The sequence below is a fragment of the Enterococcus sp. AZ149 genome (genome assembly GCF_051714285.1).
Taxonomy (GTDB): domain Bacteria; phylum Bacillota; class Bacilli; order Lactobacillales; family Enterococcaceae; genus Enterococcus_D; species Enterococcus_D entomosocium.
Genome location: NZ_JBIORO010000001.1, coordinates 2,659,515 through 2,675,183, shown reverse-complemented (window position 1 = coordinate 2,675,183; position 15,669 = coordinate 2,659,515). Strand labels below are relative to the sequence as shown.

11 protein-coding genes are annotated in these 15,669 nt (G+C 43.0%); 8 read left to right on the top strand and 3 right to left on the bottom strand.

Going from position 1 to position 15,669, the window contains the following annotated elements; translation table 11 throughout:
- Positions 1 to 3 precede the first annotated feature (3 nt).
- Positions 4 to 1,131, top strand: coding sequence for an o-succinylbenzoate synthase (gene menC / locus IGI94_RS12335; protein ID WP_438899833.1), 1,128 nt, complete (start codon positions 4 to 6; stop codon positions 1,129 to 1,131).
- A gap of 72 nt (positions 1,132 to 1,203) precedes the next feature.
- Here menC and IGI94_RS12330 read toward each other — a convergent pair whose 3' ends face one another.
- The gene (locus tag IGI94_RS12330; protein WP_438899832.1) at positions 1,204 to 2,757 is read right to left on the bottom strand and encodes an AMP-binding protein; all 1,554 of its coding nucleotides are present in this window, start codon (positions 2,755 to 2,757) and stop codon (positions 1,204 to 1,206) included.
- Positions 2,758 to 2,951: 194 nt separating this feature from the next.
- Positions 2,952 to 3,575: a DapH/DapD/GlmU-related protein gene (locus IGI94_RS12325; protein WP_008380829.1), complete on the bottom strand. Its 624-nt coding sequence runs from the start codon at positions 3,573 to 3,575 to the stop codon at positions 2,952 to 2,954.
- Between the two features lie 94 nt (positions 3,576 to 3,669).
- On the opposite strand from IGI94_RS12325, the gene IGI94_RS12320 reads away from it, so the two are divergent.
- The 5 genes from IGI94_RS12320 to IGI94_RS12300 all read left to right on the top strand — a co-directional run bounded on the left by IGI94_RS12320 (position 3,670) and on the right by IGI94_RS12300 (position 10,725).
- The gene (locus IGI94_RS12320; RefSeq protein ID WP_313150976.1) at positions 3,670 to 4,863 is read left to right on the top strand and encodes an NAD(P)-dependent oxidoreductase; all 1,194 of its coding nucleotides are present in this window, start codon (positions 3,670 to 3,672) and stop codon (positions 4,861 to 4,863) included.
- 54 nt (positions 4,864 to 4,917) lie between these two features.
- Positions 4,918 to 5,571, top strand: a complete 654-nt coding sequence (locus IGI94_RS12315; protein ID WP_086316481.1) for a GntR family transcriptional regulator — start codon at positions 4,918 to 4,920, stop codon at positions 5,569 to 5,571.
- 135 nt (positions 5,572 to 5,706) lie between these two features.
- Entirely contained in the window at positions 5,707 to 6,921 is a 1,215-nt protein-coding gene (locus IGI94_RS12310) for a quaternary amine ABC transporter ATP-binding protein (RefSeq protein ID WP_438899831.1), read from the top strand.
- Positions 6,914 to 8,638, top strand: coding sequence for an ABC transporter permease/substrate binding protein (locus IGI94_RS12305; protein ID WP_005228611.1), 1,725 nt, complete (start codon positions 6,914 to 6,916; stop codon positions 8,636 to 8,638). Before IGI94_RS12310 ends, IGI94_RS12305 begins: the two co-directional genes overlap by 8 nt.
- 323 nt (positions 8,639 to 8,961) lie before the next feature.
- Positions 8,962 to 10,725 carry a family 43 glycosylhydrolase gene (locus IGI94_RS12300; RefSeq protein ID WP_438899830.1) on the top strand — a complete coding sequence of 588 codons (1,764 nt, stop codon included), beginning with the start codon at positions 8,962 to 8,964 and terminating at the stop codon, positions 10,723 to 10,725.
- Between the two features lie 44 nt (positions 10,726 to 10,769).
- On the opposite strand, the gene IGI94_RS12295 is transcribed toward IGI94_RS12300, so the two are convergent.
- Positions 10,770 to 11,600: an AraC family transcriptional regulator gene (locus IGI94_RS12295; protein ID WP_438899829.1), complete on the bottom strand. Its 831-nt coding sequence runs from the start codon at positions 11,598 to 11,600 to the stop codon at positions 10,770 to 10,772.
- A 170-nt stretch (positions 11,601 to 11,770) separates the two neighbouring features.
- On the opposite strand from IGI94_RS12295, the gene IGI94_RS12290 reads away from it, so the two are divergent.
- Both IGI94_RS12290 and IGI94_RS12285 read left to right on the top strand, forming a co-directional pair.
- The gene (locus tag IGI94_RS12290) at positions 11,771 to 14,185 is read left to right on the top strand and encodes a glycoside hydrolase family 2 TIM barrel-domain containing protein (RefSeq protein ID WP_422705718.1); all 2,415 of its coding nucleotides are present in this window, start codon (positions 11,771 to 11,773) and stop codon (positions 14,183 to 14,185) included.
- On the top strand, positions 14,182 to 15,669 hold the full coding sequence (locus tag IGI94_RS12285) for a glycoside hydrolase family 30 protein (RefSeq protein ID WP_438899828.1): 1,488 nt from the start codon (positions 14,182 to 14,184) through the stop codon (positions 15,667 to 15,669). Before IGI94_RS12290 ends, IGI94_RS12285 begins: the two co-directional genes overlap by 4 nt.

Below are 15,669 nucleotides of genomic sequence, written 5' to 3'. Positions count from 1 at the left end.
GCAATGAAGATTGAGAAAATTGAACGCATCGCCTGTCGCTTGCCCCTCAAACAACCCTTTGTGACAAGTTACGGACATTTAGCAGAAAAAGCCTCTGATCTTTATTTGGTGACGGCAGAGGAGGGAACGGTGGGCATCGGTGAATTGGTCGCTTTTGAGCAGCCAGATTACATTGAAGAAACCCTCTTTTCTGCTCGACAAGTGATTGAAACAGCACTGATCCCATTATTGATTGACCAGGAGATCGAGCATCCGCAAGAAGTTTGGCAATTGTTTCAAACGGTCCAAGGAAACTACATGGCAAAATCGGCTTTGGAAACAGCAATTTGGGATCTATATGGCAAGCAAACGCATCAAAGTGTGAAAGAGCTGTATACCGCGACCCGACCGAGTGTCGCGGTTGGCGTTAGTATCGGCATACAAGACTCTGTCGAAAAACTAATGGCTCTTGTTGCCGCTTATGTCGCCCAAGGGTATCAACGAATCAAGTTAAAAATCAAGCCGGGGCAAGATGTGGCACCCTTGCGAGCGATTCGACAAGCCTTTCCAGAATTGCTTTTGATGGCAGATGCGAACGGAGCCTATCAGAGTGCGCCAGAACGCATTTTGGCACTTGATGACTTAGGCTTGGTGATGATCGAGCAACCCCTTAAGGTACGAGATCTGGTGGGGCACAGTCAGCTACAGCGACAGATGAAGACGCCTCTATGTTTGGATGAAGATATTCGAACGGCAGAAGACGTCGATACCGTCGCAGCACTGGACAGCTGCCGTGCGATCAACCTGAAAATCCCCCGTGTCGGTGGGATCACCGAAGCTTTGCGAATCCTTGATCGATGTCAAACCCATGGACTGCTTGTTTGGTTAGGCGGCATGTTTGAGTCTGGTGTAGGACGAGCCATGAATTTGCAATTTGCGAGTCAAGATATTTTCCATTTCCCCGGGGACCTTTCCGCTTCTGACCGTTACTTTTATGATGATGTCATTACACAGCCTGCAACTTTGCATAAAGGAAAGCTGCTGGTACCTGATGGAGAGGGCTTTGGTATCACGTTAGCTGAAACAAAGCTAAGTCAATATGGGCAACCTAAAGAACGTATCTACTCAAGAAAAGGGTCAGCGAAAGAATAACATCAGCCAAAGAAAAACAGCGAAAGCAAAAGAAACGGCCAGCAGGGAAATCTGCTGGCCGTTTCTTTTGTTTTATTCTGCGTTTTTGAATTCTTTTTCAATTTGTAGTCGTTGGACTTTCATGGTTGCTGTTCGTGGGATATCTTCGTAGTCGCGTAAAATTGGCTGATTGAGGTGAGGGAGATCTTCCACCATTTTCCACCAAGCATCCCAATCCATTTCACGATTTGGCGCTAAAGCAATGATAGGTTGTGGTGAGTTCTCTTTGTCGCGAACGATCACAACTTCGGCAAGGAAGTCTAAATGATCCAGCAAAAGGTCTTCCAAAGCAAGATTGCTTTCAATATTTTTGATCAAGTCCACTTGACGGTCTTTTAAGTAAAGATGTCCCTGATCATCCATCATGCCGTAGTCTCCACTGTCCCACCAAGCGCCATAGACATTGTCAGCAAAACGCTGATCTTCTTTATAATAGGTCAACGCGCGTCCTTTTGAAAGGAAATGGATGTGCCCATCGGTATTGGCTGGCAGCTCGTTGCCCTCTGCATCGGCGATCCGTGCTCTCGTTAAGTCCTCTAGACCAACACCCATATCACGGGCATCGTTGGTAGCAATGCTTTCTAAGGTATGTGCTTTTAGGATCATTGGCCCGCATTCACTTTGACCATAGACTTGCAAAAAGATTGCTTCTTTTGTTGCTGAAGTATTTAAAAAAGTGGCCATTGTTTGGTTGTTGATGGCATCAAAGGTTGAATGGTAATAGCGAATATTGGCGAAAGCATCTGGTTGTTCTTTTGCCACAAAGCTCCATTGGACAAAATTGTTTGGATGAGTTTCCAAAGCGATTGGTGGGTATTCTTTTAGCATGCTTACGACATGAGCGCCGTTGGCATTGGCTAATGGCATCATCGGAAAGCCCATCGCCATCAAGGATGAGATGCCGATATTGAAGCGGGAGTGCACCGGTGAAATATGGAACGCCACTAAATCAGAGTCTGCATTATCAGAGTCTGCCTTGGTGCGATCAATCTTGGTGAAGATCGTTTTTTGCCATTTTGTCCGCCAGCCCATGGAGTTTGCCGAATGACAAATCAATTTTGGAATACCCGTTGTTCCAGAAGTGTGGGTCATATAGGAAATTTGATCCACCGGTAACTCAGTTTGTGCCACGGGTTCCGCTGGTTGTTGCAGCAGACGACGAACAGCAATCTGTTTGTCAGTACTGCTATTTTTCACTTGTGCGACGCGGCCTTCGGTTTCTTCATCAAATAAGATGAATGGATCTTCTAAGCGATCCACAAACACTTCGATGGTTTCAGCAGGGAAATGATAAGAGATCATAGCAGGCACTGCGCCAAGGTAAGAAGCAGCCGTTGCTAATAAATAGGTATCGAATTTTGAAGATTTATAAAGAATGATTTTATCGCCGGCTTGCACGCCTAGTGCAGCAAGTTGGTAAGCACGTTTTAAAATCATTTCATGGCTCGAACGGTAAGTACTACGATAGCCAAGTTCAGGAAATGCTGGCAGCACTTCATCGTGGATGATGGTTGTGTCAGGAAATGCCTCGGCAGCTTCGCGGTAATTGGTGTAAAGATTTAATGGACGATAGTCTAAAATGGTCAAATAGAACACTCCTTTAAAAGTTCGTGAAAAACTTCATTTGATTTCTCCATTTTAGCACAGGAATTTCTCGATACAATAGATTTTCAGTGTTTTTTATTTATTTCTAAAAAATCCTTCCCTCAAAGACTTTCGAAGAATGAATGACTGTGATGTGTTATCATTCATTCCTCGTACTAAGCGGAAAAAGCGCATAATCAACGGGTGTATTTTACTATAAAATCTTCGATTGGGAGCCGGAAATCCAGATAGCGTGCTTCTAATTCTGCACGACTCCAATTCCACCAAGCGATTTCTTGTAAAGCAGTGATCGTTTCTGGATCAAAGCGGTATTTGATCACTTTTGCTGGAACCCCGCCGACGATCGCATAAGGCGGCACATCTTTGGTTACGACTGCGTTTGAGGCGATCACGGCACCATCACCGACGGTCAAACCAGATTGGATCACGGCACCGTGGCCGATCCAGACATCATTGCCAATGACGGTCGTTTTTGCTTTGCGTTTTTCTAAGAAGGACTCGTCCTTTGGCGCAAATCCATAGCCTTCGCCATTATAGGCAAAAAGATGCTGACTAGGGCGTTCATAGGGATGATTGGTGGGGCCGATGCGGACCATCGCTGCGATACTGATAAAACGTCCTAATTGACTGTTCTGAATAAAGCAATATTGCCCCGTATAGGTATAATTGCCGATGGAAGAATGATCAATGTGATTGGCTTCGCCAATTTCGACATAGTCTCCTAAAGTTGTGTCTTGAAGCTGCGAGTCTTTGCCAACGATCGGCTGTTCATCTGGAAAATTTGTGATCGATAGGTGCATAGTAATCATCCTCTCTTGCGTATTGCTATCATTTTACCGCACTTTTTTGTACTATTTGACTAATACGCACTAAAGACAAAAGGAGGTCTGCTTTATGGAGACGATTTATCAGTTAGATAAGATGACCGAAACGATAGGTAAGCGAGCAATCAAAAAAGGATACTCGTTAAAAAATCAAGCGGCCCCAGAGGCGCTGTTTGTACGCAGTTCAACGGTTCCTAACGAATTGATCACACCAGAATTAGCTGTGATCGCTCGCTCAGGAACAGGCACCAATACGATCGATTTGGCACGGTGTACTCAAAATGGCACAGTAGTCTTCAATAGTCCCGGTGTCAATGCCAATGCAGTCAAAGAATTGGTGCTCTCCAATTTGTTTCTCAGCGTTCGCCCCTTATTCAAAGCCATCCAGACGGTAGCCGATTTGCAAGAAGAGCTAACGTCAGGTCAAATTGAAGCAGAAGATGTGTTGAAGGTAGCTGAAGAACGGCGAAAAGAAGTGATCGGCGAAGAATTAGCTGGAAAAACCATCGGTATTTTAGGCTTAGGAGAGATCGGTGAACGGGTGGCAAAAGCCTGTCACCAGTTAGGAATGGAAGTCCTCGGCTATGCCCGTACGAAAAAAGCGGCCCACGATTACGAACAAGTTAGTGACTTGCACGTACTGTTGGCCGAATCAGATTTTGTAGTGGTTTTGCTCCCTTTAAGTCAGGAAACCAAAGGCATGCTGAATCGCCAAACGATTCAGCAGATGAAAAAAAATGCAGTGTTGATGAATTTTGGTCGCGGGGAGATCGTGGAAGAAGCAGCCGTCTTAGAAGCACTAGCCAAAAATCAGCTCAAACAATACATCACCGACTTTCCTAGTGCCGGCTTGATCGGACAACCGAAAGTGTTGTGTTATCCGCATATCGGCGGCAGTACTACCAATGCCTTGGAAAAGGGGGATCACGTAGTTTTTAATCGCATGCATGCCTATTTGCGCGCTGGGACGATTCAAGAATCGGTCAATTTTCCTCATGCAGAGTTGCCTTTTTTGGCACCGTATCGCTTGGCGCTGTTTTATCACGACAAGCCTGGTGCTTTTGCCCCGCTATTGCGGATCATTTCTGAAGCAGGCGTAGATATCGATAATTTGGCGAGTGAGAGAAAAGCCGGAGTCGCCTATACCTTGATTGATCTTGATGAGACAAATGAAATACTGCTGCAAGATCTACAAAAGCAGATACAGCAAGAAACAGCGATCATCCGTGCCCGCTTGATCAAAAATTCGCGAACCAGTGAATAGTTGCCACCAACAATGTTTCTTGTTATGATGAAAAAAAAGTAAAGGAAGTTCATCATGACGAATAAGTTTCAAGATAAAAAGAAGGTCGCTTTGCCTCGTTATCAGCAGATTGCCGTAGCGATCGCGGAACGAATCGTTGAAAATCGCTACCAAGTTGGGCAAAAGATCCATGCACGCTCAACATTAGCCAGCAATTTCAATGTCTCTCCTGAAACAGCCCGCAAAGCGATCAATGTATTAGTTGATTTAGAAATCATGGACGTCCGTCATGGCAGCGGCGCCTATATTGCTTCAAAGGAAAAAGCACAGGCCTTTGTGGAACAATACCAAGATGTGCAGTCGATCCAAGAAATTAGACAAGATATTTTAGACAGTGTGGAGCGGCAGCAGCAAGAGCTGGATAATTTTTCTGACTTGTTGAACACGCTAGTGCAGCAAACCAAAAAGGTACACCACATGAGTCCGTTTGTGCCCTTTGAGCTTCAGTTGACGGTACAAGCGCAGCATTTGGAAAAAAGTATCAATGAATTGAATATTTGGCAAGCCACAGGGGCGACGATCATCGCAATCCAAACAACCGAAGAATTGTTGTTGTCACCAGGACCTTATGCGAAATTCAGTGCAGGCAATACGATTTATTTTGTCGGAAATGAACTGGCGTTGCAGCGCATGACCAATTTCTTCTATCCAACGGACCATTCAGCGTAATTCTTTTTCCTGATTCCCATGCTTTTTTTGCAAAAGAAAAAGCATTGGGAAATTTTTTTTGACAAAGTGACCACATCTTGTTAAGATAGTATGGTCACTTTCGTGAAATTTTTCAGAAAAAGGAGTATTAATCATTTGAGTAAAGTTAAAGTGGAACACTTAACCAAAATCTTCGGTAAGAAAAAGCAGCAAGCTCTTGCCATGGTCAAAGAACAACGCAGCAAAAACGAGATTTTAGAAAAAACAGGTGCCACCGTCGGGGTCTATGATGTGAACTTTGAAGTCAACGAAGGCGAGATTTTCGTCATCATGGGCCTTTCTGGAAGCGGGAAGTCAACATTGATTCGACTATTGAATCGATTGATCGAGCCGTCTGGCGGAGATATTTACATAGATGGCGTAGATGTTGCCAAAATGAGTAAAGAAGAACTGCGAGAAGTTCGTCGTCACAAAATCAACATGGTTTTCCAAAGCTTTGGCCTTTTCCCTCATCGGACGATTTTAGAGAACACCGAATATGGACTAGAAGTCCGTGGGGTCTCGAAAGAAGAACGAACAGCGAAAGCGGAAAAAGCGTTAGAAAACTCAGGATTGCTTTCTTTTAAAGACCAATATCCTGACCAGCTGTCTGGAGGGATGCAACAGCGTGTGGGACTTGCCCGTGCGTTAGCCAATGATCCAGAGATCCTCTTGATGGACGAAGCCTTTTCAGCACTCGATCCGCTGATTCGCCGTGAAATGCAAGATGAACTTTTAGAACTACAAGCCAATGTTCAAAAAACGATCATCTTTATCACCCATGATTTGAACGAGGCCTTGCGGATCGGTGACCGGATCGCTTTAATGAAAGATGGTCAGATCATGCAGATCGGTACAGGAGAAGATATTTTGACGAATCCTGCCAACCAATACGTGCGTGATTTCGTGGAAGATGTCGATCGTTCCAAAGTCTTGACTGCGCAAAACATCATGGTTCCAGCATTGACGACGAACATCGAGATCGATGGACCAAGCGTAGCATTGAACCGGATGCGGAAAGAAGAAGTCAGCATGTTGTTAGCCGTCGACAAACGTCGTCACCTAAAAGGAAGCTTGACAGCCGAGTCTGCTCGTGAGGCGCGGAAAAACAATCTGACCTTGAAGGAAGTTATTGATAAAAATGTTAAAAAGATTGATAAAGATATGCTGGTAACGGATATCTTCAATTTGATCTATGATTCGCCTACACCTTTAGCCGTGGTAGAAAACGATCGTTTGATCGGAGTCGTGATCCGCGGAAGCGTGATTGAAGCGTTGGCTGAGACCGATTCAGCCTCTCTAGCAGAGGAAGGGGTAGTGACAAATGGATAATTTCTTACAACATACGATTCCGGTGGCTGATTGGGTCGAAAACTTTACTGATTGGCTAACAGGAACTTTCAGTGGATTGTTTTCAGCCTTACAGTCTTTCGGACAATTTATCATGGACGCTATTACAAATGTATTATTGTTTGTACCACCGTTGTTAATGATCGTCTTATTGACGGCTGCTGCCTTTTTCGTTTCACGCAAAAAATTCGGCTTGCCAGCCTTTACTTTTGTTGGGTTGCTGTTCATCTATAACCAAGGGTTATGGACAGACTTGATGAACACCGTGACGTTGGTCTTGTTGTCAAGTTTGGTTTCGATCATCATTGGGATTCCACTAGGGATCTTAATGGCGAAAAGCGAAAAAGCGCAAAGCATCGTGACGCCAATCTTAGACTTTATGCAAACGATGCCTGGTTTCGTTTATTTGATTCCTGCGGTTGCTTTCTTTGGGATCGGCATGGTTCCTGGGGTCTTTGCCTCAGTGATCTTTGCTCTACCACCAACCGTTCGGATGACGAACTTAGGGATTCGCCAAATTTCTCGTGAATTGGTAGAAGCCTCTGATTCCTTCGGTGGGACTGGCTGGCAAAAACTGATCAAATTAGAATTGCCACTAGCCAAAAGCACTATTTTGGCTGGGGTCAACCAAACCACGATGCTGGCATTATCAATGGTCGTGATCGCGTCAATGATCGGTGCTCCTGGGTTAGGGCGCGGCGTCTTGTCCGCCTTGCAACGAGCACAAGTCGGTAACGGATTTGTCAGTGGGGTATCCTTAGTTATTTTGGCGATCATCATGGATCGCTTTACCCAGAATTTGAATCGTTCGGCACATCAAAAAGCAGCCAGCAAGACAAGTCGCAAACAAAAACGTCTTTTTGGCGGGATTGCTGCAGCGGCAGTCGTTGCTTTGATTGGCGCATCGTTTGCCTTTGGAAATGTTTCTGACAGCAAAGGCACGGTGAACTTGGCGTATGTCGAATGGGATACGGAAGTCGCATCTACCCATGTGGTGGCAGAAGTCTTGTCGCAAATGGGCTACGAAGTCAACACGACGCCTTTGGATAATGCCATCATGTGGGAATCGGTGGCAAAAGGGGAAGTTGACGGGATGGTTGCTGCTTGGCTGCCATCTACGCATCAATCCCAGTATGAACAGTACCAAGATCAAGTCGAGAACTTAGGTCCTAACTTAGAAGGGGCAAAACTGGGGATCGTTGTCCCAAGCTATATGGATGTAGATTCCATCGCAGACCTTTCTGACGAAGCTGGAAAAACCATCACTGGTATCGAACCAGGCGCTGGTGTCGTAAATGCAGCGGAAAATACGGTTGCAACGTATGACAACCTTTCCGATTGGAATGTCGCTACCTCTTCTTCTGGAGCGATGACAGTGGCATTGGGCCAAGCCATCAAGAACCAAGATGAGATCGTTATTACTGGTTGGTCTCCACATTGGATGTTTGCGAAATATGATCTGAAATATCTGGATGATCCAGAAGGAACAATGGGTGAAGCAGAAAGCATCAATACTGTTGTACGTCAAGGATTAGCAGATGACATGCCAGAAGTTTACGAAGTACTTGATCGTTTCAACTGGACACAGGAAGATATGGAAGAAGTCATGTTAGCAATCAATGACGGAACATCAGCCGAAGATGCAGCCAAAGATTGGGTAGCCAATCACCCAGAAGAAGTTGCTGCTTGGACGAACTAACTTCTTTCAAATAAGTGTATTAAATCTTCAATCGATTTTAATGTTGAGTTAGCACACATCCGAAAGTGGATGTGTGCTTTTTTTGATCGTTTATTTGCTGCACAAACTTCAGGTATAAAGAAAATGAAAGAATAATGGCCGACGATTTTTGACAAGAGATAGCAAAAAATGGCAAGTCAATGGAATCGCTCGTGTAAGAAAATAGGAAAGCAAGTGTTTCAAAATCTTATAAAAGTTCGTTCATCAACTTATACAAATTCACGGGGACTTCTATAAAATGAGAGAGAAGGAAGTCGAGTGCATAGAGAAGGAATTAGGAGGGATTGAATGACAGCTTATTTATTTTGTCATTTCACTGGCGAGCAAAAAATGGTGAGCAAGTATACTTTAGTGTAAGCAAGGATGGATTGACTTTTACAGATTTAAATCAAGGCCATCCCGTTTTGAAAAGTGATCTTGGGGAAAAAGGAGTCAGAGATCCTTTTCTGGTTAAGGGGAAGGACACGTATTATCTCATTGCGACAGATTTGCGTATTGAAAAGGGACTTGGCTGGGCACATGCTCAAACCAATGGTAGCCGCCAGATGGTTATCTGGTCATCAACGGATCTTGTGTATTGGACAAACCCATGGACCGCAACGATTGCTCCAGAAGGTGCAGGGAATTTGTGGGCGCCAGAGGCAATTTATGACGCAGAAAAAGAGACATTTTTTGTCTATTTTGCTGCAAAGGTTAATGGAAAACATAAGATTTATTCTGTTTCTACTATGGATTTTCAGACGTTTACTGAGCCTGTGCTATTTATTGAAAAAACGATGGATGTGATCGATACAACGATTGTTTTTAGTCAGGGGTATTATTATCGTTTTACAAAAAACGAAGAAAATAGTCGCATTTTTTTAGATCGCAGTCAACAGCTGACAGGAGACTATCAGGAAGTAACTTCTGAATACCTCGCTCAATTAGAAGGGGTTGAAGGACCGCAAGTGTACCAATTACCTGATGGCAAATGGGCGCTGATCGTAGATCACTTTAAAAAAGGCACAGGATATGGGATCGCAGTAAGTGATGATCTCACAACAGGCGTTTTCGAACCTGTTTCTGCCTTCGACTTCGGTCAATCTATCAAGCGCCATGGTGGGGTGATCACGATCACAGATGAGGAGTATCAACGACTACTGACCTATTATCAACAAAAAAACCCGGTTTTAGAGGGACTTTATGCTGACCCTGATTTGGTTTCATTTAATGGGAAATTTTACTTATATCCAACATCAGATGGTTTTACGGATTGGTCTGGGACTAGCTTTTCGGTATTTGAATCAGAAGATCTCACTCAGTGGACAAATAAAGGAACGATCCTTGATCTAGCATCCGCTCAGGTGAAGTGGACGATCGGTGGTGCGTGGGCACCCTGTATAGCAGAAAAAGAAGGAACGTTTTATTTTTACTTTACTGGAAAAATGGCGGATGGACGCTCAGGAATCGGTGTCGCTTATGCGGATCATCCAACAGGTCCCTTTATTGCAGATGAGAAACCGCTATTGAGTCCTGATCTTATCGATGACTATGGGTTAAACATGAGTCAAGTCATTGATCCATCTGTTTACGTAGAAGCTGGAAAGTATTATCTATTGTTTGGCAATTCTGCGGGAGGGACTGCTGCCATCGTAGCGTTGGGAGATGACATGCGGACTGTCAAACTTGATACGCTAACAGAATATCAAGGGCTGGAAGATTTTCGAGAAGCCATTACTGTTTTGAAAAAAGATGATTTGTATCACTTTACCTGGTCGGGAGAAGATACCCGCAGTGAAGACTATCATGTGAATTATGGTACCTCATCTTCATTGTATGGACCGATTCAGTATCATTATCCTATCTTACAAAAAAATGTTGAGAAAGGCATTTTAGGAACCGGTCATCACAGCATTTTGGAACATTTTGATCGATATTATATTGCTTATCACAGCTTTGCTGTTCCACTTAGTAAGTATCCAGAAGAAGCCCGCGGATTTCATCGACAGGTTCGCATTTCCCCATTAGATTTTGACAAAACAGGCTATATGAAGCAAGTAGTCGTATAAGAAAAAGGGTGCAGCGATGCATCCTTTTTTGTCTGCAAATTCAGTTAGTTTCTTTTACGAACATTAGAAGGAGCAAGATCATAATGCTTTTTAAATAGTTTACTAAAATAAAAAGGATCATGATAGCCTACTTTTTCTGCGATTTCTTTGACGGTCAAATTGGTATGAAGCAACAGCTCATAGGCATGTTTGAGACGAATCTCGATCAAATATTTAATCGGACTACGACCAGTGATTTTCCGAAAAACTTTTGAAAGTTGGGCAGGACTAATATAAAGCATGTCCGCTAGCATTTCCAAAGTGATGTCTTCTTGATGATGATTTTCCAAATAATAAATCGTATGGTTTACTAGCGTTTGTTTTTGTTTATCTTTTTCAGAAATTACTGACAGGCTATTGTTTGGATCGGAGGGCGTCAAACTTCTTAAAATCAAAGCTAGCATTTCGAGAATGATTCCTTTGCCCATCAAATCGTGATGAATATTATGGCTGTTAAACTCATGGGTCAGCTGCCATGCTTTTTTGAAGAACGCTTCTTGATAAATCCCTAAATTGAGCAGGCGATCTTCATTAGGGAAGGTATTAAAAGGAAGTCCTTCGATCAGAATATTAGAAAGGCCGATATGAAGTTCATGGGATTCCATCCCTGCTGGATGGATTTCGGTATGGGGAAGGCCAGGGTTAAAAAGGAGCGTGTCACCAGTATATAGCCTTGTGCGGGTTTCATTGAATTCGTAATCAACGGTTCCTTCTAATACGATGCTGATCTCAATGAAATCATGATGGTGGTAGCCCCGAAGATTTTTCTTTTTATTCCAAAAGTCAACGACATAAATAATTTCAGGATTAAATATATTCGAATGGATGTGGTACATAGTTCCCTCCTATTACCTACGAAAAAGTAGGCGCTTTTTTTTCTTCATATCATATAATACATGAAAATGAATCGGATAGACTATGTTCTTCATTAAATGTTTTAGTAAAATTAAGTGAAAGAAAGCGATTTCTTTATGTGAGTATTGGTAAAAGGGAGGTTAGGAGTTAAATGGAAAAACGTTTTTTGAATGAATGGCGATTCTCAAAACAAGAAGAAAAAGAAGCATGGAAAAAAGATTTTGATGATTCTATTTGGGAAAAGGTAACGATTCCTCATGATTGGGGTGTCTCTTATCCCTTTGAAAAACATTTTTCAAGCGGAACAGGGTATCTATCCGGAGGAATAGGTTGGTATCGAACCAAACAGCCGCTGCAAGAGTTGGGTGACCTTACGAATAAAGTCGTAAAAATTCATTTTGAAGGTGTTTATAAAAATGCACGGGTTTGGATCAATGGCTATCATATGGGGATTAGACCTTCAGGATATGCTTCATTTTATTATGATTTGACAGAGATTTTAACTTACAATTCGGATGATAGCTTGCTTATTAGTGTCCGTGTCGAGCACACAGATTTGGCAGATTCAAGATGGTATAACGGAAATGGACTCACACGTCCTGTTTCTCTTGAAATTCATGATTCTATTTATATCGACGAATACGGAACGAGTTTTTCAACGCCAAGTGTTACAGAGGGGCAAGCGGAGATCATGATCGAACATCGGCTAGTAAATACCTTAAAACAAGACCGTGTTGTTAGGATCGAACAAGTGCTGGAAAGTTTACAAACGGAAAAAGTGATGAACATAAGTGAGGAAATCCAACTTAACGCAGGGGAACGCCGCACGGTCACATTGAAAGCAAAAATTGAAAAGCCAGAGCTATGGTCACCTGAAGCGCCGAATCTTTATCAGCTACGAACAAAGGTGAGTTTTCAAGATGCGTCCTTAAATAGAATTGAGAGCGTATACAACGAGTATATCGGGATCAGATCCTTTCATTTTGATGCCAATGAGGGCTTTTCTTTAAATGGGCAAAAGCTGAAAATCAAAGGTGTTTGCTTGCACGAAGATGCGGGCTCTTTCGGTACAGCTGTTCCGAGCGAGGTATGGGTACGGCGTTTAATAAAGTTAAAAGAGATGGGGGCAAATGCTATACGAATGGCACACAATCCTCATTCGTTTGCTTTGTATCGTTTGTGCGACACCATGGGATTTTTAGTCTTTGATGAAGCATTTGATGAATGGGAAAATCCTAAAAATAAATGGTGGCAAGGTCATAATGTGTATCCACCCAAGTTAGAAGGAGCAGCAGAACATTTTCCAACTTGGTATGAAAAAGATTTGGAAAATATGATTTTACGCAATCGAAACCATCCATCGATCATTGCTTGGAGCGTTGGCAATGAGATTGATTATCCCAATGATCCATATGCTAGTCCATTGTTTGCTGAAATGACAGGGAATAATGACAATAGCAAACCAGAAGCTGAGCGCATCTATAATCCACATCGACCTGATATGAGAAGGTTACGCACGATAGCCGAAAAGCTGGTCCATTTGAGCAAAACACTCGATCCGACTCGACCAGTTACCTTGGCAGCAGCTTTTCCAGAATTATCTACGAAAATTGGCTTGATCGATCACTTGGATGTCGTTGGCTATAACTACAAAGAACATCTATACGAAGAAGATCATCGCAAATTCCCAGATAAACCTTTTATTGGGAGTGAGAACAGTCACGGGTTTAAAGAATGGCAAACGGCAAACACTCTTCCGTATATCGCTGGACAATTTTTATGGACGGGCATTGATTATTTAGGGGAAGCCCATGGCTGGCCTATTCACGGATCTGGGGCAGGCTTATTGACATTGGCTGGTATTGAAAAGCCTAGTTATTACAAGAGAAAGAGCTGGTGGAGTCAAGAACCGACTGTTTATTTGACAACGATTCCTTACGAGAAAAACAAACGAAGAGCAGAATGGGAACCCACCTATCGAAAATGGTCTTACCCAGCTGAGCAAGAAATTGAAGTAAGGTGTTATACAAATGCAAAAGAGATTCGATTGAAGATTGGCGACTTGGAAGTACCCGATGTTCGTTATGATGATACCTTTGGTTATTATGTTGCACGGATCAACTATCAGCCAAAAAACTTGTCGGTCGAAGCAGTATTTGAAGAAACGATTCTGCATGATGAAATAAAACCCGAAGCAGCGCCAACTGCTTTGGCAGCTATGAATTACGAAATTCCTCAAAGATGGCGGGAGAAATTAGCTGCTACCGATTTAACGCTAGATAAGACCCTTCATCAAATCGAATGCCAAGTCTTGGATTATGCTGAAAATCCGATAGCAGCAGAAGTGATGGTCTATCTAGAAGTCGAAAATGGGACATTATTAGGTTTGGAGAATGGTGATCTAGCAGATACTACCGCTTATACAGAGTCATTCCGTAGAACGATGCAAGGAAAGTTGCTTTGCTTTGTAGCAGGAGAGCGCAAGAAAGAGACAGTTGTGACGCTGCGCTCACCTGGACTACCAGATACACGATTGATTCTAGAGAATAGAGAGGGAAGTACATGATAAAAAAGCGGACACTCCTTATTCCTTTGGTCTTATTGAGTATACTGACAGCGTGTGGAACGGTCGAGGAAAATACACAGAAAGAAAAAGAGCCAGAGACAGATGAAGTCATTGATACGGCGATGATCACCTTAAATACGGCAGAAACCTACCAGACAATTGAAAGCTTTGGCGCAAGTGGTGCTTGGTGGAGTCAAGATGTTGGTGGCTGGATCGAAGAAGAAACAGCAGAACTTTCGAAGCGAGAATATATCGCAGAATTATTATTTGATCCGCTTGAAGGGATTGGCTTGACGTCTTATCGCTACAACTTAGGCGCCGGAAGTACGTTACAAAATAGTCCTCGCATTGAAGATCCCTGGCGACGAGCAGAAAACTTTGAAGAAGGACCCGAAGTCTATGATTGGTCGAAGGATGAAAATGCACGATGGATGCTGAAAACAGCGGTTGATTATGGAATTGATGATATCTATTTATTCGTCAATAGTCCATTGACGAGGCTAACGAAAAATGGTTCTGCGTATGGTGATCAGCTGGAAGAAAAACGCAGTAATCTAGCTCCTGAGAATTATCAAGCATTTGCCAACTACGTCTATGATGTAACGGAACACTTCTTAAAAGAAGACATTCCCGTCACGCATGTGTCGCCAATCAATGAACCACAATGGGATTGGACTGGTGGTCAGGAGGGAACCTACTACGATCCAGCTGAAGTAGTCGCACTCTTAGAGGTATTTATTGAAGAAAAACAAAAAAGACCAGAGCTGAAACAAATAGCGCTATCGATGCCTGAATTAGGAGAATGGGCAAACACCAGCAAGGAATATTTCGAAGCAATCATCGAAAATGATACATTGATGAATTACTTTGACACGTGGGAAGTCCATTCATATTGGACAACTAACGTCGAGAAAATGAATTTTAAAGAGTGGTTAGAAGAAAAGGAAATCGATGTTACCTTAAAAATGTCTGAGTGGACAGAAATGATCAATGGTCGCGACTACACTATGGATTCTGCCCTAAATTTAGCCAACGAGATACACGATGATTTAACGATCCTTGATGTGGTTGCTTGGCAATATTGGATCGCAGTCAGTAGTTACGATTATCGGGATGGTCTGATCTATGTAAACTTAGGTTCAAAAGAAATTATTCCGACAAAAAGACTTTGGGGAATGGGGAATTTCAGCAAGTTTATTCGACCAGGGTACACGAGAGTTTCCGCAATCAGCGACGACAAAGAGGTGAATGTCGTAAGCTTTTTGGGAAAAAATGAAGCAAACGAAGAAGAACTTATTACAGTGCTTATCAATAACAGTTTTCAGGAAAAAGAGATTGATCTTCAAGGAGTCGGATTTGGTGAAATCATCAGCTATACGACAGATGGTGAATCTGATTTAGAAGAGCAGAGCATCACTTCTCAGGAACTGACAATCCCTCGGCAATCGATCGTTACCTTGAAGAGCGTTACAACGAATGAATAA

What these genes read in the sequence shown, in the direction of transcription:
- menC (WP_438899833.1), top strand. Translation starts at nt 4, where the DNA reads ATGAAGATTGAGAAAATTGAACGCATCGCCTGTCGCTTGCCCCTCAAA.
- IGI94_RS12325 (WP_008380829.1), bottom strand. Translation starts at nt 3,575, where the DNA reads ATGCACCTATCGATCACAAATTTTCCAGATGAACAGCCGATCGTTGGC.
- IGI94_RS12320 (WP_313150976.1), top strand. Translation starts at nt 3,670, where the DNA reads ATGGAGACGATTTATCAGTTAGATAAGATGACCGAAACGATAGGTAAG.
- IGI94_RS12315 (WP_086316481.1), top strand. Translation starts at nt 4,918, where the DNA reads ATGACGAATAAGTTTCAAGATAAAAAGAAGGTCGCTTTGCCTCGTTAT.
- IGI94_RS12305 (WP_005228611.1), top strand. Translation starts at nt 6,914, where the DNA reads ATGGATAATTTCTTACAACATACGATTCCGGTGGCTGATTGGGTCGAA.
- IGI94_RS12295 (WP_438899829.1), bottom strand. Translation starts at nt 11,600, where the DNA reads ATGTACCACATCCATTCGAATATATTTAATCCTGAAATTATTTATGTC.
- IGI94_RS12290 (WP_422705718.1), top strand. Translation starts at nt 11,771, where the DNA reads ATGGAAAAACGTTTTTTGAATGAATGGCGATTCTCAAAACAAGAAGAA.
- IGI94_RS12285 (WP_438899828.1), top strand. Translation starts at nt 14,182, where the DNA reads ATGATAAAAAAGCGGACACTCCTTATTCCTTTGGTCTTATTGAGTATA.